The 25,814-nt window shown below is 54.9% G+C and carries 27 protein-coding genes; 11 read left to right on the forward strand and 16 right to left on the reverse strand.

Annotation, left to right across the window (positions count from 1 at the left end; all coding sequences use genetic code 11):
• Nucleotides 1-7 precede the first annotated feature (7 nt).
• Both ACR0CW_RS07155 and ACR0CW_RS07160 read right to left on the reverse strand, forming a co-directional pair.
• Nucleotides 8-1,150 (reverse strand): acyl-CoA dehydrogenase family protein, encoded by a 1,143-nt coding sequence (locus tag ACR0CW_RS07155; protein ID WP_480787285.1) that lies wholly within the window; start codon nucleotides 1,148-1,150, stop codon nucleotides 8-10.
• 186 nt (nucleotides 1,151-1,336) lie between these two features.
• Nucleotides 1,337-2,452: a carboxylate-amine ligase gene (locus ACR0CW_RS07160; RefSeq protein ID WP_480787286.1), complete on the reverse strand. Its 1,116-nt coding sequence runs from the start codon at nucleotides 2,450-2,452 to the stop codon at nucleotides 1,337-1,339.
• 143 nt (nucleotides 2,453-2,595) lie between these two features.
• Here ACR0CW_RS07160 and ACR0CW_RS07165 point away from each other — a divergent pair, with 143 nt between their 5' ends.
• Together ACR0CW_RS07165 and ACR0CW_RS07170 are read left to right on the forward strand one after the other, a co-directional pair.
• A complete protein-coding gene (locus tag ACR0CW_RS07165; RefSeq protein WP_480787287.1) occupies nucleotides 2,596-3,447 on the forward strand; it encodes a class I SAM-dependent methyltransferase in 852 nt (283 codons plus the stop codon).
• A 71-nt stretch (nucleotides 3,448-3,518) separates the two neighbouring features.
• Entirely contained in the window at nucleotides 3,519-3,995 is a 477-nt protein-coding gene (locus ACR0CW_RS07170) for a fasciclin domain-containing protein (protein WP_155147054.1), read from the forward strand.
• Between the two features lie 56 nt (nucleotides 3,996-4,051).
• Here ACR0CW_RS07170 and ACR0CW_RS07175 read toward each other — a convergent pair whose 3' ends face one another.
• Entirely contained in the window at nucleotides 4,052-4,651 is a 600-nt protein-coding gene (locus ACR0CW_RS07175) for a L,D-transpeptidase (RefSeq protein ID WP_480787288.1), read from the reverse strand.
• A 250-nt stretch (nucleotides 4,652-4,901) separates the two neighbouring features.
• Between ACR0CW_RS07175 and ACR0CW_RS07180 the strand changes: the two genes are divergently transcribed.
• Nucleotides 4,902-5,687: an EF-hand domain-containing protein gene (locus ACR0CW_RS07180; protein WP_480787289.1), complete on the forward strand. Its 786-nt coding sequence runs from the start codon at nucleotides 4,902-4,904 to the stop codon at nucleotides 5,685-5,687.
• A 67-nt stretch (nucleotides 5,688-5,754) separates the two neighbouring features.
• Here the strand turns inward: ACR0CW_RS07180 and ACR0CW_RS07185 are convergent, their stop codons facing one another.
• Complete coding sequence (locus ACR0CW_RS07185) at nucleotides 5,755-7,254, reverse strand: CoA-acylating methylmalonate-semialdehyde dehydrogenase (RefSeq protein WP_155147052.1); 1,500 nt, start codon at nucleotides 7,252-7,254, stop codon at nucleotides 5,755-5,757.
• 103 nt (nucleotides 7,255-7,357) lie between these two features.
• On the opposite strand from ACR0CW_RS07185, the gene ACR0CW_RS07190 reads away from it, so the two are divergent.
• From ACR0CW_RS07190 to coaD, 3 genes are all read left to right on the forward strand, one after another.
• Complete coding sequence (locus tag ACR0CW_RS07190) at nucleotides 7,358-8,260, forward strand: LysR family transcriptional regulator (RefSeq protein ID WP_170330559.1); 903 nt, start codon at nucleotides 7,358-7,360, stop codon at nucleotides 8,258-8,260.
• A gap of 63 nt (nucleotides 8,261-8,323) precedes the next feature.
• Nucleotides 8,324-8,761 (forward strand): CBS domain-containing protein, encoded by a 438-nt coding sequence (locus tag ACR0CW_RS07195; RefSeq protein WP_155147049.1) that lies wholly within the window; start codon nucleotides 8,324-8,326, stop codon nucleotides 8,759-8,761.
• A gap of 85 nt (nucleotides 8,762-8,846) precedes the next feature.
• Entirely contained in the window at nucleotides 8,847-9,338 is a 492-nt protein-coding gene (gene coaD / locus ACR0CW_RS07200; RefSeq protein ID WP_155147047.1) for a pantetheine-phosphate adenylyltransferase, read from the forward strand.
• Here coaD and gap (ACR0CW_RS07205) read toward each other — a convergent pair.
• The 3 genes from gap (ACR0CW_RS07205) to gap (ACR0CW_RS07215) all read right to left on the reverse strand — a co-directional run bounded on the left by gap (ACR0CW_RS07205) (nucleotide 9,330) and on the right by gap (ACR0CW_RS07215) (nucleotide 11,645).
• Nucleotides 9,330-10,334, reverse strand: a complete 1,005-nt coding sequence (gene gap, locus ACR0CW_RS07205) for a type I glyceraldehyde-3-phosphate dehydrogenase (RefSeq protein WP_480787290.1) — start codon at nucleotides 10,332-10,334, stop codon at nucleotides 9,330-9,332. The two genes, coaD and gap (ACR0CW_RS07205), sit on opposite strands and share 9 nt — an antisense overlap.
• A gap of 94 nt (nucleotides 10,335-10,428) precedes the next feature.
• On the reverse strand, nucleotides 10,429-10,572 hold the full coding sequence (locus tag ACR0CW_RS07210; protein WP_196223486.1) for a hypothetical protein: 144 nt from the start codon (nucleotides 10,570-10,572) through the stop codon (nucleotides 10,429-10,431).
• 71 nt (nucleotides 10,573-10,643) lie between these two features.
• A complete protein-coding gene (gene gap / locus ACR0CW_RS07215; RefSeq protein ID WP_155147045.1) occupies nucleotides 10,644-11,645 on the reverse strand; it encodes a type I glyceraldehyde-3-phosphate dehydrogenase in 1,002 nt (333 codons plus the stop codon).
• 181 nt (nucleotides 11,646-11,826) lie between these two features.
• Between gap (ACR0CW_RS07215) and ACR0CW_RS07220 the strand changes: the two genes are divergently transcribed.
• A complete protein-coding gene (locus ACR0CW_RS07220) occupies nucleotides 11,827-12,798 on the forward strand; it encodes a DUF808 domain-containing protein (RefSeq protein ID WP_480787291.1) in 972 nt (323 codons plus the stop codon).
• 70 nt (nucleotides 12,799-12,868) lie between these two features.
• A complete protein-coding gene (locus ACR0CW_RS07225; protein WP_480787292.1) occupies nucleotides 12,869-13,669 on the forward strand; it encodes a thioesterase family protein in 801 nt (266 codons plus the stop codon).
• A gap of 77 nt (nucleotides 13,670-13,746) precedes the next feature.
• Here the strand turns inward: ACR0CW_RS07225 and tkt are convergent, their stop codons facing one another.
• Nucleotides 13,747-15,768 (reverse strand): transketolase, encoded by a 2,022-nt coding sequence (gene tkt / locus ACR0CW_RS07230; RefSeq protein ID WP_480787293.1) that lies wholly within the window; start codon nucleotides 15,766-15,768, stop codon nucleotides 13,747-13,749.
• Between the two features lie 235 nt (nucleotides 15,769-16,003).
• Between tkt and ACR0CW_RS07235 the strand changes: the two genes are divergently transcribed.
• From ACR0CW_RS07235 to ACR0CW_RS07245, 3 genes are read left to right on the forward strand one after another with little or no spacing between them, the layout of a single operon-like run.
• On the forward strand, nucleotides 16,004-16,861 hold the full coding sequence (locus ACR0CW_RS07235) for a coiled-coil domain-containing protein (protein WP_170330549.1): 858 nt from the start codon (nucleotides 16,004-16,006) through the stop codon (nucleotides 16,859-16,861).
• Complete coding sequence (locus ACR0CW_RS07240) at nucleotides 16,861-17,256, forward strand: cell division protein ZapA (RefSeq protein ID WP_155147037.1); 396 nt, start codon at nucleotides 16,861-16,863, stop codon at nucleotides 17,254-17,256. The genes ACR0CW_RS07235 and ACR0CW_RS07240 overlap by 1 nt, the downstream gene beginning before the upstream one ends.
• Complete coding sequence (locus ACR0CW_RS07245; protein WP_480787294.1) at nucleotides 17,253-17,603, forward strand: MliC family protein; 351 nt, start codon at nucleotides 17,253-17,255, stop codon at nucleotides 17,601-17,603. Before ACR0CW_RS07240 ends, ACR0CW_RS07245 begins: the two co-directional genes overlap by 4 nt.
• Nucleotides 17,604-17,610: 7 nt before the next feature.
• On the opposite strand, the gene grxD is transcribed toward ACR0CW_RS07245, so the two are convergent.
• From grxD to ACR0CW_RS07285, 8 genes are all read right to left on the reverse strand, one after another.
• Nucleotides 17,611-17,973, reverse strand: a complete 363-nt coding sequence (gene grxD / locus ACR0CW_RS07250; RefSeq protein ID WP_155147033.1) for a Grx4 family monothiol glutaredoxin — start codon at nucleotides 17,971-17,973, stop codon at nucleotides 17,611-17,613.
• Nucleotides 17,974-18,018: 45 nt separating this feature from the next.
• Nucleotides 18,019-18,267, reverse strand: a complete 249-nt coding sequence (locus tag ACR0CW_RS07255; protein WP_480787295.1) for a hypothetical protein — start codon at nucleotides 18,265-18,267, stop codon at nucleotides 18,019-18,021.
• A complete protein-coding gene (locus ACR0CW_RS07260) occupies nucleotides 18,264-18,497 on the reverse strand; it encodes a hypothetical protein (RefSeq protein ID WP_480787296.1) in 234 nt (77 codons plus the stop codon). Before ACR0CW_RS07260 ends, ACR0CW_RS07255 begins: the two co-directional genes overlap by 4 nt.
• On the reverse strand, nucleotides 18,497-18,733 hold the full coding sequence (locus ACR0CW_RS07265; protein ID WP_155147029.1) for a BolA/IbaG family iron-sulfur metabolism protein: 237 nt from the start codon (nucleotides 18,731-18,733) through the stop codon (nucleotides 18,497-18,499). Before ACR0CW_RS07265 ends, ACR0CW_RS07260 begins: the two co-directional genes overlap by 1 nt.
• A gap of 142 nt (nucleotides 18,734-18,875) precedes the next feature.
• On the reverse strand, nucleotides 18,876-21,035 hold the full coding sequence (gene purL, locus ACR0CW_RS07270; protein WP_170330540.1) for a phosphoribosylformylglycinamidine synthase subunit PurL: 2,160 nt from the start codon (nucleotides 21,033-21,035) through the stop codon (nucleotides 18,876-18,878).
• An 88-nt stretch (nucleotides 21,036-21,123) separates the two neighbouring features.
• Nucleotides 21,124-22,236, reverse strand: coding sequence for a BamA/TamA family outer membrane protein (locus ACR0CW_RS07275; RefSeq protein WP_480787297.1), 1,113 nt, complete (start codon nucleotides 22,234-22,236; stop codon nucleotides 21,124-21,126).
• A gap of 70 nt (nucleotides 22,237-22,306) precedes the next feature.
• Complete coding sequence (locus ACR0CW_RS07280; protein WP_155147023.1) at nucleotides 22,307-24,559, reverse strand: mechanosensitive ion channel family protein; 2,253 nt, start codon at nucleotides 24,557-24,559, stop codon at nucleotides 22,307-22,309.
• Between the two features lie 278 nt (nucleotides 24,560-24,837).
• Entirely contained in the window at nucleotides 24,838-25,746 is a 909-nt protein-coding gene (locus ACR0CW_RS07285; protein WP_155147021.1) for a LysR family transcriptional regulator, read from the reverse strand.
• Between the last annotated feature and the right edge of the window lie 68 nt (nucleotides 25,747-25,814).

Consider the following 25,814-nt stretch of genomic DNA (forward strand, 5'->3'; position numbering starts at 1 on the left):
GAATTCCTCAGCGATTGGCAAGCATTTGGCGGGCGACGATCACACGCATGATCTCGTTGGTGCCTTCCAATATCTGATGCACCCGAAGGTCGCGCACAAGCTTCTCAATGCCATAGTCCGCAAGATATCCGTAACCACCATGCAGTTGCAGGCATTGATCGACCACTTTCGATCCCGTTTCAGTTACGAACTTCTTGGCCATGGCGCAGAACTTGGTGGCATCCGGCGCACCCTGATCAAGCTTCCATGCTGCTTGACGCAGGAAGGTTCTGGCAGCCTGCAGTTCGATTTCCATGTCAGCCAGGCGGAATTGAAGCGCCTGGAACTGATCGATGGATTTCCCAAACGCCTTGCGTTCGGACATGTACTGTAGGGTCATGTCCAAACCGGCTTGGGCTGCGCCCAACGAACAGGAGGCGATGTTAAGACGGCCGCCATCCAGTCCCATCATCGCGTATTTGAAACCATCACCTTCGGTTCCCACAAGATTGCCGGATGGAATCTTGCAATCGTCAAACTGAACCTGTGCCGTTGGCTGGCTTTTCCATCCCATCTTTTGCTCAAGCGCCCCAAAGCTGAGGCCCGCTGTTCCGTCCTCGACATAGACCGTCGAAATGCCTTTCGGTCCGTCTTCGCCGGTACGGACCATGCAGACATAAGCATCGGAGTACCCGCCACCTGAGATGAAGGCTTTGGTGCCATTCAGAGTGTAACCCTCATTAGTGCGTTCAGCCCGAGTTTTGAGTGCTGCGGCATCCGAACCTGAACCTGGTTCGGTGAGGCAGTAGCTGAGTACGGTATTCAGGCTCAGAACCTCTGGCATAATGCGAGATTTCAGTTCATCGCTGCCAAAGCTGTCGAGCATCTTGGCGCACATATTGTGGATCGAAAGAAATGCTGCGACCGAGGGGCAAGCCATTGAGAGCGCTTCAAATACAAGAGTAGCGTCCAACCGCGTCAGCCCCGATCCTCTACTATCTTCAGAAACGTAGAGACCCCCAAAACCAAGTTCACCGATTTGCGGCCAAAGCTCCTTTGGGATTGTTCCATCCGTTTCCCATTGGCGCGCGTGCGGGGCGATATTCTCCTGTCCGAACGCGTAGGCCATGTCGAAGATGGCTGTTTGTTCCTCGGTCAGCGCGAAATCCATGGCCTGCCTCCCCTGCAGATTGGTGAATTGAACGAGTGTTTATTTCCCAATCCTTACAGAAATTTTTCACAGCCAGCAATCGTAGGACTACCTACAAAATATGCACTAATTCTTGCAGGTACCTGCTTTGAAATTGTTGTGACGAACTTTGAGCCAAAAATCCGCGAAACGATCGGATATGGTGGATCAAAGATCGGTGTGGAATTCTTCTATCAGGTGTTTAACGACAGCTCTGCCTGGATCTTCACCTTGTGCCGCAGCCTCAGCATGAACACGTCGCTGACGAGTGGCTGATGTGCCGCTTTCTGCGATCTGTAGCAAACGCGCAAGCTCGCTCATGGTGCCCAAAGCCTCTGCATCTTCGGCAAGCATACCCATAAGCTCACCCATGAGTTCAGCCATTGGTTTGATTGACCGATCACCAAAGTCGATCAAACCCTCACCAACGCCATATCGTTGCGCCCGCCATCGATTTTCTCCGATCAGAAAGCGGTCGTATTGACGCCAACGCAGGTTGCGGTCTTTGAGACGACAGAGCATCCGTGTCAGTGCCTGATTCAGAGCGGCAAGCGATAGCGTATGCTCGAGTCTCGGTTGGACATCCATGATGCGAGTTTCAAGTGTGGGGAACCGATGCGAAGGACGCAGATCCCACCAGATTTTCGAGGTGTCCTCAATCACGCCCAGTTCGACCAGCACACCCGTGGTCCGTTCATATTCGGACCAACTGCCAAAGACCGGAGGCAAGCCTGTTCTCGGCAGATTGTCAAAGACAGTGAGGCGGTATGATGAAAGCCCTGTATCCTCGCCATTCCAAAAGGGGGAGGAGGTTGAAAGCGCAAGCAGATGCGGTAGGAAGTAACAGAGCTGAGGCATCAGATCAGCGCGCAATGCAGGGTCTTCAACTCCTACGTGGACATGCATGCCACAGATCAGCATCCTGCGTGCCACACCACCAAGAGCATGTTGCAATGCGTCGTATCGTTCCTTGCGGGTGTGACTTTGGTTTTTCCAATCCGCAAAGGGATGGCACGAAACCGCTATCGGAGCCAGATTGTATTCCGCAGCGCGTTTGGACACGCAGGAACGCAGTCGTTTCAGATCTTCCCGCGCTGAAGCGATTGTGGTGTGGGGGCGAGTGCCAACTTCAATCTGACATTGCAGGAATTCAGGGCTGACCTGACCTTCGAAATCGGATTGGCAGGCTTCCATGAGTTTAGCAGGTGCTTCGGCAAGATGCAGGCTGTCGCGATCGACCAGCAGATACTCTTCTTCTATGCCAAGCGTGAATTCCTGCTGCATACGCGGACCTCTCGTCTATTTGTCAGACCAGTGAATACGGAATTGGCCTTTTTGCCAAGGGTTTGGGATTGTGGTTCTTGCAGAGGTCATGCAAGCAACGCTATGCAGCGTCCAAAGCCCAATGCCAAATCGGAGCCTTCCGCGTGAAACCCAGAAAATTCCCCCGGATCAACGCCGTCCTGGATCGGATCGGCGTCAAACTGATCGACAAGGTGACTGAGCGGGATGAGCGCGCACGGCTTGAGGCGTTTGAACGGGCAGGGGGATTGGCACGTCCGGCGTATGCCCTGTCACCGGGGATGGACGATTTTGACATTTCACAGCTAACCAATGAGTTTCATCAATGCGCCGATGCCTTGGCAGCGTTGAAAGATCCCTCACGCAACAAGACCGGATATCGCATTGGTAACGGTTACTATGACAGCCCGGATGCTGAGGCGCTGTATCTGATGATCCACCGTTTTCAGCCAAAGCGCGTGATCGAGGTGGGCTGTGGCAACTCGACCCGAGTGACCCGGCAGGCGATCATTGATGGCGGGCTGGATACGAAAATCACAGCCATCGATCCGTATCCCCGTGCAGACATTGCTCACGTAGTCGATCAGTTTGAACAGAAACGGCTTGAAGAAGTCGATCCTGAGTTGTTTGCACAGCTCGAGGCCGGGGATGTTCTGTTCATCGATTCCAGTCATGTTGTGCGGATGAGCAATGATGTGGCGCATTTGTTTTGTCGGATCATACCGGCCCTCAAGCCGGGTGTAGTGATCCATGTCCACGATGTATTTCTGCCTTATGAATACCCCAAGCGTTTCTTCTATGACTGTCCTGGTTGGGGAGAGCAATATATGCTGCACGCACTGCTGCAATCTGGTTCATATTCAATGCTTTGGCCGGGATACTACCTGCAGCAGGATCGCCCGGATGCGGTAGAAGCTTTACCGTTTCTCAAGGATGGTCGCGCTCAAAGCATCTGGGTTCAGTACAACCCCGCGTAATCATAAAGTGATCCGGTTTTACTAAAGGCCCGTACCCCTTTCCATAACTAGCTGGAGAGGAGAAGACAGTTATGTTCCGCCGTACTTTCATGGGCGCTGCCGCCGCAATCGCACTGACCCTGCCGCTTAAGGCACAGGCTGCTGACATCGTTGACACTGCTGTATCGGCAGGTTCGTTCAATACACTGGTCGCCGCCGTTCAAGCCGCTGATCTGGTCGACACACTGAAAGGTAAAGGGCCTTACACGGTTTTCGCACCGACTGATGAGGCATTCGCAGCTTTGCCCGAAGGTACGGTTGAAACGTTGCTGTTGCCTGAAAATAAGGATCAACTCGTCGCGATCCTTACCTATCATGTTGTTCCGGCCAAGGTCATGTCGGGTGACATTGCAGGCAAGCGCGCCAAGGTTCTGACCGTTCAGGGCGACCGTCTGAGCGTAAATGCCAAAAATGGCGTGAAGGTAAATAAAGCCGAAGTCGTTCAAGCCGACATCGAAGCCAGCAACGGCGTCATCCATGTGATCGACGCAGTTCTTTTGCCGGAGTAAGTTACCGCTTCACCACAATGAAAAAGCCCCGGTCCTTATGGCCGGGGCTTCGCGTTTCAGAGGAGCCGGACCTTGGTTCCGACTTTAACCAGCGGGTAGAGTTCTTCGACATGCTGATTGTAAAGGCCGATGCAGCCGGATGAGCTCTGACGACCGATTTTCCGTGTGTCATGGGTGCCGTGCACCAGATAGGCGGGCCAGCTCAGATACATCGCGCGGGTTCCTAACGGGTTGCCCGGATCGCCGCCCTCCATACGGATCGGCAGGGATGGGTCACGCTCGCGCATAGATGCGGTTGGTGTCCAGCTTGGGTTTTCACGCTTTCTGACAACTTCGGTGTATCCGCGTTTAGTCAGCTCTTCGCTCATTGGAACCGAGCTTGGGTACAGCTTGTAGGTGCCATCAGGCCCCCAATAGTGCACTGCTCGGCTGGTGATATCCGCCAGAAGACAGCCGACGCCCAGTTCATCAAAATGGTCCTGCCAGTTCTGCTGTGAGAACGAAGAAACATTGCGACGCACGGGTAATTGAGTGCTGATTGCATCTTCAGTCTCTGGGAATGCATCGGAGCTTTGGGCGCGCAATAGGGTTGGTGCGGCAATAGCGGATGCTACGCCCAACAGGGCAGCGCGACGATTAATACGGGAACTGGACACTTAAGCCTCCTGAAAGACTGCTCAGATTTTTCGGCAATTTAGTTATTCGTTCACTCCAGAGCCAGATGTGTCACCTAAATTTTCTGTGAGATATCGGGTTTACTTGCGAATTTTCGCCTGTCCGGACAGCAGATTGACCACTGTCCGGACACGATTTGCCTGTTTGCGGGACACGGGTTGGGCTATTTTTCGGACCATGTCTGCTCCAACTGCAAGAGACAGGCCCACAGTATTCCGGAGACCACACGATATGACCAAGAAATCAGAAACCTTGGAAATTCGCGTATCTTATGAGTTGAAAAGCAAGCTGGCTGATCTCAGCGAACAACGCGGATCGTCAATGAGCGAACTCGTACGCGGTGTGATCGATCGGGAGCTGGCAGGGCCGTCATCTGATAGTATTGGAGAACATGACATGCCCGTTCGCTCATTGAGCAATTTTGCCCCAAAAACCCTCTACGTGCTACCCGTCTTGTTGCTGGCAGGGGTGTATTGGGGTTCGGCCCAGACATCTGCGCAGGCTACCCCCATGGCCCGTATGTTTTTCACCGAGCTTGATCGAAATGGGGACGGAGTGATCACAAAGCCTGAGTTCCAGCAATTCCTGACGCAGGAAGACGTGCTGTTTCTACCCGATGATTGTGACGCCAGCACTGAACCCTGTACGCCAGAGGCCATAGCAGCTGACGAAATCAGCCGTGCCGACGCAAATGCGGATGGCCATGTCGAGTATTCCGAGTTTGAAACCGTGTTTCTGGCGGAGCGTGCGATAGAGTTTCTGGAATACGACGCTGATGAAAATGGCGTTGTTTCACCGGATGAACTCGTTGCAGTTGATGTGCAGGACATAATCGAGTTCCCGGATCCCGAAATGGATGAGCCTTTGCCGGCCGAGTGCCTAACAATGGTGGAAAACGGAAAGATCAAAGGCATCGCCAAAGCCTGTGTCCCCGAACACGATCTGCGGATGATGATGGCTGAATTTGATGCTGATTTTGACGGGCAGATTACGTTGCGCGAGTTCCTCCAGAACTGATACCTCGCTGAGGAACTGAAAAAGGCCGCCCGATTGGGCGGCCTTTGGTATTTCGAAGGAATGGATTTTAGTCCATCGCTTTGAAGTTGAACTCGCCACCTTCCTTGATGCCCGACGGCCAGCGCGAGGTCACCGTTTTGGTGCGGGTGTAGAACTTGAAGCTGTCCGGGCCGTGCTGGTTCAGGTCGCCGAACATTGATTTCTTCCAGCCACCAAAGGTGTGATAAGCCAGCGGAACCGGGATCGGAACGTTGATGCCGACCATGCCGATGTTCACGCGGCTGGCAAAGTCACGTGCGGTGTCACCGTCACGGGTGAAGATCGCGGTCCCGTTGCCGTATTCATGATCCATCGCCAGCTTCAGCGCTTCTTCATAGGAGCCTGCGCGGACGGTCGACAGCACAGGACCAAAGATTTCCTGCTTGTAGATGTCCATCTCAGGGGTCACGTGGTCAAACAGGTGCGGTCCGACAAAGAAGCCGTCTTCATAGCCCTGCAGGCTAAAGTCGCGGTTGTCGACAACCAGCTTAGCGCCTTGTTCTACGCCTGAATTGATCAGGCCAAGAATGCGTTCTTTTGCTGCGCCGGTTACGACCGGACCCATGTCGACATCATCGCCCGCGGTGTAAGGGCCAACCTTCAGCTTTTCGATGCGCGGGACCAGCTTTTCGATCAGCGCATCGGCAGTTTCCTCACCAACCGGAACAGCGACTGAAATGGCCATGCAGCGTTCGCCAGCCGCGCCGAAACCTGCACCGACCAGCGCGTCCGCTGCCTGGTCCATGTCAGCATCGGGCATGACGATCATGTGGTTCTTCGCACCGCCAAAACACTGCGCGCGCTTACCGTTGGCAGTTGCACGCGAATAGATGTACTGCGCGATCGGGGTCGATCCAACAAACGAGACGCCCTGAATGATCTCGCTGTCCAGCAAGGTGTCTACCGCCTCTTTGTCGCCGTTAACAACCTGGAATACACCCTTGGGCAGGCCCGCTTCGACAAACAGTTCTGCCAGCATCAGCGGAACAGAGGGGTCACGCTCGGAAGGTTTCAGGACAACGGCGTTACCGCAGGCCAGAGCTGGGCCGACGTGCCACAGAGGCATCATGGCGGGGAAGTTGAAAGGCATGATCGCGGCAACAACACCCAGTGGCTGACGCATGGAATACATGTCGATGCCCGGGCCCGCGCTGTCGGTGAACTCACCTTTCAGCATCTGAGGGGCGCCAATGCAGTACTCGATCACCTCGAGGCCACGCTGCAGGTCGCCTTTAGCGTCGGGGATGGTTTTACCGTGCTCGCGGCTCAGTGCTTCGGCCAGCTTGTCCATGTCACGGTTCATCAGGCCGACCATGGCCATCATGACACGCGCGCGCTTTTGCGGGTTGGTTGCACCCCAGGCGATCTGTGCGGCGGCCGCGTCTTCGATCGCTGCGGTGGTTTCAGCTACACTTGCCATCGGGCATTTATACTGAACTTCGCCGGTTGCAGGGTTGAAAACGTCGTCGAAACGGCCGGATGTACCCGCCACGTTCTCGCCGTTGATGAAATGGGTCAGATCTTGCATTGCAAACTCCTCCGGTAAATTTGCGCGCAGAATAGGCTTGCAGAAATCCCGCGAACAGAGGCAATGTCTCAAAAGAGCTTTGCAAAAATGCAAAAGGAAAGAGATGAACCCAAATTGGGATGACATGCGGGTCTTTCTGGCCGTCGCACGCGAGGAAAGCCTTTCGTCCGCAGGCCGATTGCTGAAGATTGATCCGGCAACCGTCGGGCGGCGAATTGCCCGGCTGGAAACTGCCCTGAACGCTTCACTTTTTACGAAATCTCAGCAGGGTTATCTGCTCACACCAGCAGGTGAGCGCTTAATGGATCACAGCCTGCACGCCGAAGAGGCAATGCGTGCGGCAGCAGGCGCAGTAGCCGGGTCAACAAAATCTCTAAGCGGTCAGATAAGGATCGGAGCGCCGGATGGCAGCGCAAACTACTTGTTGCCGCAGGTTTGCGCCAAAATCAGTGATGCGAACCCTGATCTGGACATTCAGATTCTCGCGCTGCCTCGCATTATTAACCTGTCCCGCCGCGAAGCTGATATGGCGGTTACAGTCAGTGCGCCTACGGCAGGGAAGCTGCTGGTGCAAAAGGTCAGCGATTACAAATTGCATCTGGTCGCGACCCGGGAATATCTGGATCGTCATGCCCCAATTCAATCTGTCGCCGATCTTGGGGGGCATCGTCTGATTGGGTATATCCCCGATATGATTTTTGACCGTGAGTTGGATTATCTCAACGATATCGGCGTTGACCGTGTTGCGCTTGCATCAAATTCGGTCTCTGTGCAACTTCGACAGGTTTCGTTGGGAAGTGGTGTCTGCGTCGCTCATGACTTTACGTTGCCGTTCCATCCTCATCTTCGGAAAATACTGACGGATCAAGTCAGTTTGACCCGTAGTTTCTACCTCGTTCGACATCAAGGGGATCACCGCAACGAGCGGTTGAACCGCTTTGCAGATGCTCTGACCAAAGGTATCCGCGACGAGGTTGCGCGGCTTGAAGCCGAAGCCCAACCTTGACAGGGTCTTTCATTCCGGCAACGCTTTAAAAAACAGTACGTTATTACGGAGGTTTTTTCGCTTATGCTTGTTCAGGCCATTCTGAAATCCAAGGCGGCGGGCGGGGTTGTGACCGTCGAACCGTCAGCAACAGTCTCGGAAGCTGCAAAAATTCTGGCTGAAAAACGTATTGGTACGGTGGTCATATCAGAAGATGGTGGTCAGACAGCATCTGGTATTCTGTCAGAGCGTGACATTGTACGGGAGCTCGCGGCAAGTGGCAGCGGGTGTCTTTCGGAACCCGTCAGCGCCTATATGACCCGAGATTTGGTGACAGCCAGCCGCCAGGACACTGTACAGGATATCATGTCCAGAATGACAGAAGGCCGGTTTCGACATATGCCGGTTCTGGAAGACGGGCAGCTTGTTGGAATTGTGACTTTGGGCGATGTGGTCAAGGCTCAATTGACCGAACTGGCCATGGAAAAAGACGCATTGCAAGGCATGATCATGGGGCACTGATCGGGTTTCAGCCTGATGCCGCCTCTTGCACACGCGGCGAAGTTGTGTTTGCTTGCGCAGAAATAAAGTTGCGCAGGAGACAGTGATGCGCGTTGGATTATATCCCGGAACCTTTGACCCGATTACTCTGGGTCATATCGATATCATTCGCCGCGCCGCAGCGCTGGTCGACAAACTGGTCATCGGAGTTGCGATCAATCGGGATAAGGGCCCTTTGTTCTCGCTTGAAGAACGTGTGGCCATGATTGAGGCGGAATGCGCTTATCTGACCGAACAGACCGGCACTGAGATTGTCGCACATCCCTTTGAAAACCTGCTGATCGATTGTGCCAGAGATGTCGGTGCCCAGATCATCGTGCGCGGCCTGCGTGCTGTTGCTGATTTCGAGTATGAGTTCCAGATGGTCGGGATGAACCGAGCCCTGGATGATTCAATCGAGACTGTATTCCTGATGGCTGAGGCAAGACATCAGGCCATCGCATCCAAACTGGTAAAAGAGATCGCCAGATTGGGTGGGGACGTGTCAAAATTTGTCACGCCCCGTGTCAACACTGCATTGCGTGAGAGGTTAGGCTAAAGCGCCCATCGCTGCTGCAGTATCCAGCATCCGGTTCGAAAAACCCCATTCATTGTCATACCAGGCGAGAACACGAACCAGTGTTCCGTCGGTGACTTTGGTCTCCGACAGAGAGACGGTCGAACTATGGGCATCATGGTTGAAATCTACAGAGACCAGAGGACGATTTTCTGCGGCCAATACGCCGGGGATTTTTTCTGCGGCCTCGATGAACAACGCGTTCACTTCTTCTTCAGTTGTCGGACGGGAGACTTCGACAACCAAATCGACCACGGAAACGTTAGGCGTGGGTACGCGGATGGCCTGACCCGTCAGTTTGCCCTGAAGTTGTGGCAGAACCAGACCAACGGCAGAGGCCGCACCCGTCGTTGTCGGGATCATCGACAACGCTGCAGCACGCGACAGGTAGGGGTCTTTTCCAGCCGTGTCATGAACGGGTTGGCTGGCCGTATAGGCGTGTACGGTTGTCATGTTTCCGTGCCGAATGCCCAATCCTGCATCAAGTGCCGCTGCCACCGGTGACAAGCAATTCGTCGTGCAGGACGCGTTTGAAACCACCAAATCCTCGGCAGTTAGTTCATGCTCATTCACACCGAACACTACAGTTTTGACGGCGCCATCGCCGCGAGCAGGAGCTGAGATCAGCACCTTTTTTGATCCGTTTTGAAAATGACGCGACGCTGCCTCACGCGTGCGGAATACACCAGTGCATTCCAGAACCACGTCAACGTCTGACCAAGGCAGGTCTTCTGGATTGCGTTCGCTGGTCAAGCGGATAGGGCCGCGACCGACATCCAACCCAGCGTCACTCAGGGTGACCGTATCCGTATAGCGTCCATGAACACTATCGAATTCGAAGAGATGGGCGTTCATTTCAGGTTTGGCCAAATCGTTGATCGCAACGATCTCTACGTCCTTACGCCCGGATTCCATTACGGCCCGCAGTACGCCTCGCCCGATACGTCCAAAGCCATTGATTGCCAGTTTCAGTGTCATTTTGCGCTCCGTCTGAATAGCCGTCCGGCTTCGGTTTCATGATCAGTTAGCGCTAACAAAATCAGGTGAGCGAAAAAGTCAAGCAAAACCTCTGTCAGCGCCAGAAGGCCAGCCAGTCAAGAAAGTCGTACAACTTCTTTCCAAGGAACAATAAATGCTCGGTCCCATAGAGTGCATAGTCGAGCATGAACCCGCCAAGAATTAAAATTCCGAGCCAGATGGCGAGTTGGTTGGTCATTACGGCCCCGAACAATAAAGCCCGCCCAGATAACCTGAGCGGGCAATGCTGTTCAAGCAATCAAGCTGATGTCAGTTAAGACGACCCATTGCGACGGCTACATCAGCCATACGAACCGAAAAGCCCCATTCGTTGTCATACCAGGCCAGAACCCGGACCATGCGATTGTCAACAACGCGGGTCTGATCCGGCGCAAAGATCGAGCTTTCTTCGGTATGATTAAAATCGGTCGAAACCAGTGGTGCGGGTTCGTATCCCAGAACGCGTTGCATCGGACCTTGTGCTGCATCCTGAACGATTGCATTCACCTCTTCTGCAGTGACGTCACGCGAAGCGCGGAAGGTCAGGTCAACAGCTGACACATTCGGGGTAGGGACCCGGATGGCCGATCCGTCTAGGCGGCCTTTCAGGTTCGGCAGTACTTCACCCAGTGCCTTGGCAGCGCCGGTGCTGGTTGGAATCATCGACATAGCAGCAGCACGGGCGCGGTACAGATCGCTGTGGCGGCGGTCCAGGGTCGGCTGATCGCCGGTGTAAGCGTGGATCGTGGTCATGATGCCATGCTCGATACCGATGCCTTCGTCCAATACCTTGGCAAGCGGGGCAAGGCAGTTGGTGGTGCACGAACCGTTGGACACCATTTTGTCTTCGGTTGTCAGGTCATTGTGGTTCACACCAAAGACGATTGTCTTGTCTACATTCTTGCCCGGGGCCGAAAGCAGAACCTTCTGGGCACCGCGGTCAAGGTGAGTTTTGGCTTTATGACCATCATTGAATTTGCCGGTGCATTCCAGAACGACGTCGCAGCCATCCCAATCCAGCTCGTTCATATCGTAGGTCGAGAACATCTCCATCGGGCCGCGGCCCAGATCCATGGTGTTCCCATTGATGGATACGTCACGCGGGAAACGACCATGTATGCTGTCATATTTCAGCAGATGAGCCGAGGTTTCCAAGGGCCCGGTTGCATTGACCTTGATCACTTCGATGTCGTTGCGAGCCGATGCCGCGATGTGCGACAGGGTACAGCGGCCGATGCGGCCAAAACCATTGATACCGACCTTGATGGTCATCAGACGTCTCCAAATGCGCTTGCTTTGCAGGCCATATAGCCGCGATTTGACAATCTCAAAAGGGCAAAAGTGGCATATTTTTAAGGTGTTAGCGCAAACCTACGCCGGTTGCGCTAACGCTTGCGCTAAGCGTTGGATCAGGTAGGTTCCGAATGCGGCAGGTGAAAGGAAAGGAAGCACCATGAGCGGTTTGTTGGCCCTGTTGGACGATGTAGCAGGGATAGCCAAGGTTGCGGCGGCGTCCGTTGACGATGTGGTCGCGGCTGCAGGTAAGGCCGGGGCGAAAACAGCCGGTGTGATCATTGACGACGCAGCCGTCACTCCAAAATACGTTCAGGGATTTGCGCCAGCGCGCGAGCTGCCGATCATCTGGCGCATTGCACGCGGATCTCTGTTCAACAAGATTATCCTGTTGCTTCCGGTCGCCTTGCTATTGGCGAACCTGGCCCCTTGGCTGATAACGCCCCTGCTTATGATCGGCGGGTCCTACTTATGTTTCGAAGGGGCCGAAAAAATCTTTCACGTACTGTTTCCGCATGGCAGTCACGTGATCGAAGACGACATGAATGTGCGCGATCCCGGCCATCTGGAAGAGCAAAAGGTCAGGGGGGCCATCAAGACCGACTTTATCCTGTCTGCGGAAATTATGACAATTGCGCTGGCGGCCATTGAAGCTCCGAATCTGTGGATGCAAGCGGCGACACTGGCGGTCGTTGGAATCGGGGTTACGTTGGCGGTGTACGGGTCTGTTGCGTTGATCGTAAAAATGGATGACGTCGGGCTGTACCTGGCGAACAACGCACCTACGCCAATAGGACGCGGTTTGGGGCGCGGGTTGGTCAAGGCGATGCCAGCCGTAATGAAAGTGCTTTCGATCGTCGGAACTGCTGCAATGCTGTGGGTTGGTGGGTCGATCATCATTCACGGAATGGAAGTGCTGGGTTTTGGCTGGTTGGGCCACCACATCCACGACTGGGCCTATGCCATCGGGCATTCCGTTTCGGATCAGTGGGCTGCAGTTGTGGAATGGGTGTCCAAAGCCACTATGGACGGCATTTTTGGTCTGGCTTGGGGGATGGTTCTGATTCCAGTGGCCACAAAGCTCATCGCACCGCTCCTGAGCAGCATATCGGGCGACTCTCAAAAGCACTGACGCAAGGTCACAGATGTCCAGGTCATGCCGTGTTCTTATGCTCGGCGTGACCTGAAGAATTGAGAGTCCCATGACCGAATGCACACTTTCGGACGCCCTTGATGCTGTAGAATGCCGCGAGGGGCGCGTCCAATGTCCCTTGCCGCCGAACTGGATGCAGGGACGTACGAGTTTTGGCGGATTTACGGCCGCTATGTTGCTTAACGCTTTGCGTACACAGCATCACGATCTGCCACCGCTTCGCTCGGCCCTGATCAATTTTACGGCTCCTATTGGCGAAGGGCCGTCCATCGAAACCGAGATGATGAGACAAGGTCGCAATGTCACCACGCTGAGCGCTCGGGCCGACATTGGTGGAAAGACAGCGGCGATGGGAACCTTCTCGTTCGGTGCGGCACAACAAAGCCTGGTCTCGGTTGCGTGTCCGCCCATACCCAGCCCGGCACCAGAGGATACCCCCGGTTATCTGCCGCCCGGCGTCACCAAAGGACCGATCCCGTTTTTTAACAACTTTGATGTTCGGCTTGTCGAGGGGGCGCTACCGTTCACCGGTTCAGACAGCGGGTATGTACGGGTCTGGGCTCGTCACAGAGATGAACGAATGCGGGATCGAATCGAAGGGTTGATAGCGTTGGCCGATGTGCTGCCGCCGAGTATTTTCTCGCTGTTGACAAAGCCGGGCGCGAATTCGTCGATGAACTGGATGGTGAACCTGTTGTCCGAGACGGTTCAAACCGACGACGGCTGGTGGCTGATGGAAAACCAACTGACTGCTGGTCGAGATGGCTATAGCTCTCAAGTGATGCGGATGTGGAATACGGATGGAGAGCTTGTGGTAGACGGGATGCAATCCGTCATTATCTTTGTCTGACAAGTAATGCATCCATTAAAAAAGCCCCGGTTGTGACCGGGGCTTTCGATAATTTAGTCTGCATGCGAAACGCGGGTTTAACCCAGCAGTTCCTTTACCTTGGCCACGGTTGCCTCGGCGGTGATGCCGAAGTGCTTGTACAGCTCGCCAGCGGGGGCGGATGCACCAAAGCTCGACATGCCAATGAAACCAGCCTTGGCTTCGCGGCCGCGTTCTCCCAGAAGCCAGCGATCCCAGCCTCCAGCGCGGACGGCGGCCTCGATGCCGACGCGAACTGCACCCGCTGGCAGAACGCGCTTGCGATAGGCTTCGTCCTGTTGGGCGAACAGTTCCATACAAGGCATGGAGACAACGCGGGTGCCGATACCTTCGGCCTCAAGCATGGCTTTGGCTTCCATCGCCAATGACACCTCGGACCCGGTGGCGATCAGGATCGCCTGACGTTTGCTCTCGGCCTCTGCCAGGACATAGGCACCTTGTGCGGTCAGGTTCTTGGCCTTGTGCTGGGTCCGTACGGTCGGCACACCCTGACGGGTCAGTGACAGGACGGAAGGGCTGTCCTTGAAGGTCAGCGCCAGTTCCCATGCTTCGGCGGTCTCAACGGTGTCTGCTGGGCGGAACACATAGGTGTTCGGCGTTGCGCGCGAGATCGCCAGATGCTCGACTGGCTGGTGGGTCGGGCCGTCTTCACCCAGACCAATCGAGTCATGGGTCATGACGAAGACAGACGGCACCTTCATCAGTGCTGCCAGACGCATAGACGGGCGCGCATAGTCGGTGAAGGCCATGAACGTACCGCCATAGGGGCGGATGCCACCATGCAGTGCCATGCCGTTCATCGCGGCTGCCATGCCGTGTTCGCGGATACCGTAGTGGATATAGCGGCCTTTGCGGTTTTCGGGCAGGAACACACTCATATCCGAAGATTTCGTGTTGTTTGAACCGGTCAGGTCAGCCGAGCCGCCTACGGTTTCTGTCATGATCGGGTTCACGACGTTCAGAACCTTCTCAGACGATGCGCGGGTGGCCAGTTTCGGTTGATCTTCCGACATCTGCTTTTTGAACGAGCGGATGACACCTGCCAGTTTCTTGGGAGCTTCAAACGCATAAGCGCGGTTGAACTCGACCTGCTTGCGCTCGGATAGCTGCGCGAAACGCTCTTCCCAGGCAGCACGTTCGGACGCACCACGGGCTCCGATGGCTTCCCACGCTGATTTCACGTTGGCCGGTACTTCAAACGCGTCATGCGGCCAGCCATAACCGTCTTTGGCAGCTTTCAACTGGTCCTGATCAGTCAGCGCACCGTGGCCTTTCGACGTATCCTGCGCAGCATGACCAAGAGCAATGTGGCTCTCGCACGCGATCATCGTCGGCTTGTTGGATTTTTTAGCCTGGATGATCGCCGCATCAATCGCCTTGGGGTCGTGGCCATCGATTTCGATGACATGCCAGCCTGACGCTGCAAATCGACGAACCTGGTCCGTACGATCGGCGATATCAACTGTTCCATCGATGGTGATGTTGTTGTTGTCCCAGAAGACGATCAGTTTGCTAAGCTCGTGACGACCGGCAAGGGTGATCGCCTCTTGGCTGACGCCTTCCATCAGGCAGCCATCGCCTGCAATCACATAAGTATAGTGGTCAACGACCTTCTTGCCGTAATGCGCGCGCTGAATTTCCTCGGCCATGGCAAAGCCGACGGCGTTGGAAATGCCCTGACCCAGTGGGCCAGTCGTGGTTTCGATGCCATCAACTAGGAAGTTCTCGGGGTGACCGGCAGTTTTGGCGCCCAACTGACGGAAGTTTTTGATTTCTTCCAGCGTAACGTCGCCGTGGCCTGTGAGATACAACAGCGAATAGACCAGCATCGAACCATGGCCAGCCGACAGGATAAAGCGATCCCGGTCAGGCCAGTTCGGGGCCGATGCGTCGAACTTCAGGTGCTTTTCGAACAGCACGGTCGCAACATCGGCCATGCCCATCGGCATGCCGGAATGGCCGGAATTGGCAGCGGCAACAGCATCAAGGGTCAGGGTGCGGATAGCCGCAGCCTTGTCCCAGTGTTCGGGGTTGGCAGTACGCAGCGCAGTCAGGTCCACGGGTGTTGTTCCTTTGGATTACAGGCAGATTGCGCGCTCAATACCATCCAACCCTCAAAGTGCAAGCAGAACCGGGCGTGACACGCCGTCCTTGGTTCAACAGTGGTGCTCAAGTACTTGAAAGCAAAGAGTGGGTATTTTCCGGAACATTCCGTTAGACTAGGGACGAGCGGGGCTGGATTCGATTCGGCCAACCGAGCAACAGAATGAACCTTGGTAAAGAGGTGACAGGGGCATGAGTCAGATCGAGGAACTACAGCGCCGTATAGTAGCCGCCATGGAGCGGATCGGTTCGGGCGTCGAGGCATTGGGTGAAGCGGCCCCCGCTGGCGGAAATCAGGATCAGGAGCTGCGCGCAGCACTTGATGAAGAGCGGGTCGCGAATGCTCAGTTAGAAGAACGCCTCAAATCCCTGAAAGAAAGACACGATCAGGAAATCGACGCGATGCGCGCCGATATCGAAACGCTACGGGCGCAACCGGTAGATAGCGCCGAGGCCGATGGCTTGCGTGAGCAGCTTGCTGAAGCCGCCGAAAAGCTGGCCGCAGTTGAGGCAGCGCGTGCCGAGCTGGCCGAAGCTAAAGCAGCACTGGAAGATCGCGATGAAGTTATGGCGCTCAAAGCCGAAATTGAATCGCTGCGCGCCGAACAAGAAAACGTCGAAGATCCTGCACCGCTACGGGCAGAGTTGGAACAACTCAAGCCAATTGCGGGTAAGGCACAGGAGCTGGAAACCGAAATTGCAAAGCTTCGGTCCGAACTTGCCGACAGCGAAAGGGTCGCGGAACTAAGCGCAGAGCTGGATATGCTGCGAGCCGAACGCGCAAGCCACGGCGCGGCGATGTCTCGCCTTGATGACGATCTTCAGCGACTGCGCAAGGCAAACGATCAGTTGCGCGAAGCGGTAGAGGAACTGCGTGCCGCAGCCGAAGATGGTGTGCCGGATGCTGAGTTGCTGAATCGCGCGACCGTTGCCGAGCTTGAGGCGACACGGGCTGCACGAGCAACGGACGCAGCTGAAGCCCATGCGGTTCTGGCGCGTCTGGAGCCGTTGCTGACCCATGCCAATCTGGCTGAAGGAGAGGTGGAATAATGCCCGAGGTAACCATTCATATCGGTGGACGCGGCTTTGAAGTCTCTTGTCAGGAAGGCGAAGAGGTGTTCCTGCAATCTGCTGCCAAGATGTTGGACGACGAAGCACAGGTCTTGTCGGACCAGATCGGTCGCATGCCGGAATCACGGATGCTGCTGATGGCTGGTCTGATGCTGGCTGACAAAGCAGCAGCCAGCGAGGATCGTATCAAATCCGTCGAATCCAAACTGGCCGAAGTCGAAGCTGAACTGACAAACCTGAAGAATGCACCTGCGCCCGAACCCGAGCGTGTCGAAGTTGCCGTAGTACCGCCATCGGTCACCGATACACTGGCTGAGTTGGCCGCAAGGGCAGAGGCGCTGGCGTCGGTTGTCGAGGAGAAATCTGCAAAATGAACATACTGCGCGCAATTGCCTGCGGAGCACTTATGACGGTGCCCGCCACCGCAGCGCTGGCCGAAATTGATATCCTCTCGGTCACTTTCACCTGTGAAAACAATGTGCCGGTGCCAGTAAGCTATTTCAACGCCTCAGACGGGTCCGGTGCAGCAGCCTTGATTGTGGATAACAGCCTGGTGGCAATGCGTCAGGTACCTAGCGGTTCGGGCATTCGGTATGAGTCAGTAGGGAGCGACGGAACATATATCCTTCGCTCCAAGGGCTGGAATGCTACGATCAGCTATCAGGCGGCAGGATCTGCCGCCAATGAGCAGGTCATTTATCAGGAATGTACCAGCCGGTAATGCCTGATCAGGCGTTAGCCTCACGGATTTTGTCGGCTGCTTCTTTGTTGTAGCCGACACCGTTGTCGTCAAACAGGGTATCCAGCTCACCGGACAGCGTCATTTCGGTGATGATATCGCAACCGCCGACAAACTCGCCTTTGACATAAAGCTGCGGAACGGTTGGCCAGTCGGAATAATCCTTGATGCCCTGGCGGACTTCCTCATCGGCCAGAACGTTCACGTCGGTGTAGTCCACGCCCATATAGTTCAGAACACCCGCCACACGCGAAGAGAACCCGCATTGCGGCATCTCTTTAGTGCCTTTCATATACAGCACCACATCGTTAGCTTTGACGGTTTCGTCGATTTGGGTCTTAACGTCGCTCATTTCGCGTTTCCTTAATCTTACCCGTATGCGGGGGCTGTCATTTCATCAGAGGGATTGGCGGCTTTGCCGCGAACTCCGTTCTTCCATTTTCTGGTTCGCTTCGTGAACCTTGTCGATATCGGCAACTTTCGTCACCCCGTCCGGCTCCCAAGGTCGGCGTTTCAATGCCTCAGGGTCCGGACGCATGTCTGATAGCCGGCGTTTGGTGTTGCGCTTTAGATAGGCCTCGATCAGGGCAGCAGCAACCAAGAGCGCCAAGATTGCTCCTCCAATCCAGATGATCCAGTTACTCATTTCTTTGGAGCCATGATTTTGGCATACTCCTGAGGGTCTTTGGGAACACGAACCACAATTCCGTGTCCACCACCTCCGCCGGAGTCATAGCTCGCATTTACAAGCTGCTCGCCTTGCCCGGGTTCTATTCCACGCTCCGGTTTGGGATCTGATTTAGCTCTGCTGCGTGCCAATAGGGCCACGAGGATCACAGCTGCTAGAATTCCAGCAATGACCATCGCTGTTTGCATCACTCCGGCACTTTCGTTGTCAATGCCAGCGCATGAAGCTCACCATCGGGGCCGTCCATCTTGCCCTTTAGTGCTGCATAAACCGCGCGTTGCTGCTGAACCCGGTTTTTCCCGCGAAAGCTCTCGTCCACAACCATTGCAGACATATGAACACCATCATGCCCGCCGACCTGAATTTCCGCATCGGGAAAGGCTTCTCGCAGCAGGTGTTCAATTTCGTGGGCGCTCATCGGCATGTAGGTTTCTCCTGAAGGTCTTTATCAAGATGTAGAGCGATGCAGGAGCCCGTGCAAGGGTGTGCAGTGCTCTCAGAAATAGCAAATCCTGCGCCGTATATCAGGCGCAGGATTTTGAGTTTTCGCTGTCTGTTGCCAGCAGTCAGGCCACGGCCTCGGCAAAGCTGGAGCGGAAGGTTGCTGTCAACTCTTCCAAAGGTGCTTCGGATGCGCCGATCTTGACGCTGTCACCGGTGAAGCGACCCACAGATACCAACGGTACACCTGCCTGACCTGCGGCGATCATCAGCGCTTCGGCCTGATCAAAATTACAGGCAACCAGATAACGCGCCTGATCTTCACCGAACAGGAATTCGGTTGATGCGTCATCCAGGTGAATGCCGACTTTGGCGGCCTCGGCCAGTTCAAACGCTGCCAGAGCAAGGCCTCCGTCACCCAGATCGGTGCAGGCTTTGATCATGTCGCGGTTCGCGCGGATAAATTCGCCGTTGCGCTGCTCGGCCTCAAGGTCAACATGAGGCGCATCGCCGTCTTCGCGATTGAAGACCTCGGCAAGCAGAGCGGACTGACCCAGATGGCCATTGGTTTCCCCAATCACCATCGCAACGTGACCTTCACGCACTTCATTGCCAATGATTTCATCGGTGTGAGACAGCAGACCAACCGCACCAATGGTCGGGGTCGGCAGGATCGCCTGTCCATCGGTTTCGTTATAGAGCGAGACATTGCCTGACACGATTGGCATGTCCAGAGCAGCTACCGCAGCGCCGATGCCCTGTATCGCGCCAACGAACTGACCCATGATCTCGGGTTTTTCCGGGTTGCCAAAGTTCAGGTTGTCAGTCGTCGCCAACGGTTTGGCACCAACTGCTGTCAGGTTGCGATACGCTTCGGCTACAGCCTGTTTGCCACCTTCTTCAGGGTTGGCCCGGACATAGCGCGGCGTCACGTCCGACGTGAATGCCAGTACCTTGTCGGTTCCATGTACACGGATCATGCCCGCGCCCAGACCCGGCGTGCGGGCTGTGTCGGCCATAACCATAGTGTCATACTGTTCGTAGACCCATTGTTTACCGGCATAGTTTGGTGAAGAGAGCAGGGCGCGCAGACCATCGATTGGATCGATCTGAGGTACTTCTGCCAGTTCTTCAGCCTGAGGTGTCGGCACCCAGGGGCGATCATATTCCGGAGCGGTTGAGGCAAGTTTGGACAAAGGCAGATCCGCTTTGACTTCGCCGTTGTGCATGATCAGAAAACGGTCTTCGGCAATCGTTTCGCCAACGATGGCAAAGTCCAGATCCCACTTTACGAACACCGCGCGGGCCTCGGCCTCAAGCTCGGGCTTGAGAACCATGAGCATGCGCTCCTGAGACTCGGACAGCATCATTTCATAGGCTGTCATGTTCTCTTCGCGCTGCGGTACGGTTTCCAGATCGAGGCGTACGCCCAGACCGCCTTTGTCGCCCATCTCAACGGCGGAGCAGGTCAGGCCCGCAGCACCCATATCCTGAATCGAGATTACGGCACCGGTCTGCATCAGCTCCAGTGTCGCTTCCATCAGACGTTTTTCGGTGAAGGGGTCGCCAACCTGAACGGTGGGACGCTTTTCTTCGATCGTGTCGTCGAATTCGGCAGAGGCCATTGTCGCACCACCAACACCGTCACGGCCTGTCTTTGCGCCAAGGTAGACGACGGGCATACCAACGCCAGAAGCTGCCGAGTAGAAAATCTTGTCGCTGTCCGCCAGACCGGCAGCAAATGCGTTTACGAGGCAGTTGCCATTGTATGCAGGGTGGAAACGAACTTCGCCACCAACACAGGGAACGCCGAAGCAGTTGCCGTAGCCGCCAATGCCTTCGACCACGCCGTTGACCAACTGGCGGGTCTTGTGATGACCCGGTTCACCAAAGGACAGAGCGTTCATCGACGCAATCGGACGTGCACCCATGGTGAACACATCACGCAGGATGCCACCTACACCAGTCGCCGCACCCTGATAAGGTTCGATGTAAGACGGGTGGTTGTGGCTTTCCATCTTGAAGACCACGGCCTGACCGTCGCCGATATCGACAACACCAGCATTCTCACCGGGACCGCAGATGACCTGAGGGCCTGAAGTTGGCAATGTACGAAGCCATTTCTTGGAGGACTTGTAGGAACAATGTTCGTTCCACATCGCCGAGAAAATACCCAGTTCTGTGAAGCTCGGCTCGCGCCCAATGATCTCAAGGATCATATCGTATTCTTCGGGTTTCAACCCGTGTGCAGCAATCAGATCCGGTGTGATGGCGGGCTCTTGCATGGTCTGTCCTGTTTTCAAGGTGGCCGAGTTTGGGCGCCTTTTAGGGCAAGGGCGCGCCGGTGGGAAGGGTCAAGAGCGCGCAGCCCCTTCAGAAGCGCTGTCCGACATAGATATAAAGCTGATCTTCATCCAGATTGTTACGTGCCCAGTCCACTGAAAAATCAACCGGGAACTTCTTGGACACGCGATAACGTGCACCCAAACCAAAGGCGGAATGCGTTCCACCATCTGAGAGATCGGAAAAGCTGTCGCCGGTTTGACCGACACCACCAAACGCTACAGCGCCGATACGCTTGGTGAATTGATGGCGATACTCTACCTGCAGCGAGGCTGAGCGAAAGTCGAGGAACTGGGTCACCGGGAACCCGCGAAAGGCGTCTGTCCCACCTAACGAGCATTGATCAAAGAACGGAGTCTCTTGCGATGCCGCGCACGTTGATACTCGAGCTGCGATAACGCCATTGGGGATGGGGTTGAAGTACTTGGTGAAGTTCACGAACGACTTGGAGTAATCACCAGTAATACCCTCGAGCGTGTAACTATGTGACGCCTCAAAGTTGAGATTGAACCCTTTTGTTGGGTAGATGGTATCGTCGCGGGTATCCCAGTTGGCCACCAAGGCGGGGGTGACAATCTCCATGTTAAGAAACCGATCGAATGGCGGCGGTATCGGTGGCAAGCCTAGACCATCGGGGCTGATCGATGTGTTCAGATAACGAACCGCAATCCCTGCTGAAATATCTGGTGTGAAACCGTATGACAGTTCGAGCCGGCCAAGGTCGCCTTCCTGGGTGATCGGCAGACGCCCGATGGGGGTGAAGAGATCGTAGTTGATATTGGCCTTTGCATAGAGCGATTTGATCAGCCAGCGATTGTTGTCGAAGGCGAAATTTGCGGCGCCACCATAAGCTTCGCTGCCATTGCTGGATCGCAAAGCAGCCAGGCCAATCAGCGAAGGTTTTGAACCTTCATCAATTGTGAACAGATATCCTGCTGCAAGAGTAAGCCCGGAACCAATTGTTGGATCTGAGAAGGGAATGGGTACCACGATGACCGAGCCATTTCCAAACCCAACGGATTCTTCTTCCTGTGCGTCATCGAACGTATCGACATTGGGTTCAAGCGTGACCGAACCGGCGAGAGAGAAAGAGGTGCTGCAGGCAAGAATTGGCAGAGATAGAGTAATGGCATGAGGTCGCATGCACTTTACCTTATTCGAAATGAAAAAGGGGCAGCGAAGATATCTCCGCTGCCCCTGAAAGTTGGTTAGGTCAGGCTGGTCCCTGTTCTTTGTTGACCGCATCACTTGCGGCCGCGCCAATTGCGGCCTTTTGCTGGTCGGACAGGTTTTCAGCCTCTTCGAGGCCCGGTATCGCGACGCGCACTTCGCGACGGGCAAAGTCGATGCCATTTTCCTTAAAGGCCGCTTTGACCCGGTTGAAGATTTCCTTGCGCAGCGTGAATTGCTTGCCGGGTTTGGCCATGAATTTACCGCGGATGATCATGCCGACATCGTCAAAGTCGAACACGCCCTGTGACTTGAACGGCTGGAGGAAGCCATCCTTGTGGGTTTCGTCCTCCATCATCTCGGCACCGATCTTTTTGAAAATCTTCTTCACTTTGTTCGGATCCGTGTCGAAAGGAACAGTGAATTTCAGCTTCATGATGACCCAGTCACGGCTGTAGTTGGTCAGCTTCTGAATCTCACCATAAGGAATGGTGTGAACCGGACCGCGGTGGTGACGCAATTGCATCGAGCGGATCGAGATTTTCTCGACCGTACCCGTGGTTCCGCCGACATCAACGTATTCGCCAACACGGAAGGCATCGTCGATCAGGAAGAAAATACCGCCCACGATGTCCGAAACCAGCTTCTGTGCACCAAAACCAATGGCCAGACCAAGGATACCAGCACCGGCCAGCAGCGGTGTGATGTCCATGCCCAGTGCGCCCAGCGCGAGCAGGCCAAAGATAACCGCAATTGCGACCTGTGCCGTAACGCGCAGCAGCGGCAGGACGGTTGCCAGACGTGAACCGCCTGTACCGCCGCCTTCGCCCGCTTCCTCATCGGGGCTTTGGCCTTCGGTCTCTTCTTTCGCCAGTCGACGGTTGATCCAGAGCGAGACGACCTCATTCAGGATGTAGCCGAAGGCAACGAGGATGAAGAACTGGATCACACGTCCACCAGCATCAGTTCCAGCGCCCGCGATTTCCTGCAGATCCAGATCCCAGGCATTTGCGATCATCAGAACGATGAAGATACCTGCCAGAACCCGACCGATACGAATATAGCTGCGTTTCGTGGATTTGTAGGCGCGTTCAGCGATTGCACCATGTCCCATGATGGGCGGTTGCAAATGCCGAACCAATCCTCTGATCAGCGTGTCGAGCGCTGGCAGGATCAGCAACCAGAACATTGTCGCAAAATGTGCACCTTCGGCGGCCATTGCGACCAGCTGTGGGTCTTTGGTGGCTGCAAGATACTCAACCACGAACCACATGACGAAGGATACGCCGATTGCGAAATAGGGATAGAATTCGGCTACCCATTCATCAAATTCGGTCCGGTCGGGATCGGTGCCGCGCATCATGTCGCTCAGACCTTTGCGTGCGGTCCAGGCAATCAGGCCGATATAGATATGGATCGATGTGTTCAGCCAGAAACCCAGTCGGGTTTCGCCCATTTCGACACCGTTGAGGGTGTTGAAGCGGATGATGAACATGGTGAACCCGATCAGTAGGAACAGGCCGATCAGGTTGCGATGCAGGTATTTGGCCCAATGATCGTCGATGTTAACCAGTCGAAGCTCGGACCTTTCGGGGGCGAGCACGAAACGGGAAATTGCAGCGCCAAGCCTTGGGAACCAAATCAGGAAAAATACGAATGGAGCAACCTGTGCGATTTGCTCGGGGTTCAGCAGTTGACGACCAACAAAGACGAGCGTGTAGTAAAAGACCACTAGGCCCAGCAGTTCCCGGCAAAAACGTTTGATCAGGAACATGACTGCTCCGCGTAGATCGTGTTCGGCATCTCCCGGAACGGCTTTGATCCAACGACGTGTCCAAATACCAACGATCTTTTCAGCGGCAAAACCTATGGCCAGCGCCAAGAAGGTAAAGCCGAACAAGGTCATTAAGCCGCTTGAGCCAAAGGCCTTGCCAAAATTGGTAATTGCTTCGATCTGCAAAGTTACAAGGGACGGCAACTTTCTGATTACATCCACCCAGGATGCAGCCATTGCTGTGGCTGTTTCGGTGACGCGCGTTACCAGACCCTTCTTTGCAGGTGCCTGAGCCTGTTTGGCCGCAACAGCATCAAGCCGTTCAAGCAGTATCGAGCGGACCTGATCGTCAGACATACGAGCGACGAGATCGTCCACCTGATCGGGCGTCAGATCATCTGGAATGGTGACCGGAGCGGGTGCAGAAGAGGAGGTGCTGGTTGATGGCACCTGTGCGAACGCTGGTACCGCGAAACAAATCGCGGCAAGCAACGCCAGCACAAGGCGTAGTGGGTGGAACATTTGCTTTCCCTCGAAGGCAGAAAATTTGTTTATTTTCCCGCATCATAGCCATATCGGGGGGAAATTCCCAGTGAAATTGGGATGGTGCGACCTTCGAAACTACAAAGTACGAAAAAAAAGGCCGAGCACTAAGCTCGGCCGTAGTCCAACAGGGAGGTATGAAGATGATGAGCGTTTCAGCATCACCGCCTTCGAGTGCTCATTTAGTTATCACTGTATGTACGTTCAAGATTTTTTCACAAACATTGGTACATGTCCGCTATGTCATAGGCGCATAGCTAGAGTTTTCCCAATTGCCTCAGATGTTTGCGGTGCGCGATGATCTCATCCTGAACGAAATCCCGGAAGGCGGCGACACGTTTAGAATGTCTTAATTCTTCGGGATAGGCGAGGTAGACAGGTACATCGGCGCTTTCAATGTCTGAAAGTATCGGGACGAGATCCGGGAAATCTTCGGTCACATAGTCAGGCAGCACACCAATACCCAGATTGTGCAGTACCCCCTGCAATACACCGAAATAGTTGTTCACGGTCAGCAGCGAGCTTGGGTTACAGGTCATGAGATGTCGCACCATCGACGCGCCAGCGCCAACCTGAGGCGCTGACGGGGTCTGGCAGATCAAACGATGCTTGGCGATATCTTCGAGTGTCTGAGGCGCGCCACCATGGGTGTCCAGATAATCGCGGGTCGCATAAAGCAGCATTTGAACCGTCATCAGCCGTTTGCGCACCAGATCTGCCTGGCTGGGTTCTTTCATGCGGATTGCAACGTCAGCTTCGCGCATCGGAAGGTCCAGAACACGTTCTTCCAGCATCAGGTCGATGTTGAGATCGGGGTATTGCTCATAAAGCTTCGGAAGGCGCGGGGCCAGCCAAAGGGTTCCAAACCCGAAGGTGGTCGTTACGCGTAGAACACCGAACACTTCATCTTCGCTGTCCCGGATACGCGCAGCAGCTGCATCCAATCGTTTGGACATGGCAGAAGTGGCGTCGAACAGAAGTTCACCCTGTTCGGTCAGAATCAGGCCGCGTGCATGGCGGTGAAAAAGGGTGGCATCCAGTGATTCTTCCAGTGCGCGAATTTGCCGACTGACTGCAGATTGGGACAGATTCAGCTTGTCTCCCGCATGAGTCAGACTGCCCGCGTCAGCTACTGCGTGAAATATTCTAAGCTTGTCCCAATCCATAACCGCAACTTTCGTTATCCTCACGCAGCCCTATATGAAAGAGGTAACAAATTCCACATTCAAACGGC

The sequence above is a fragment of the Ruegeria sp. CH6 genome, assembly GCF_056537005.1.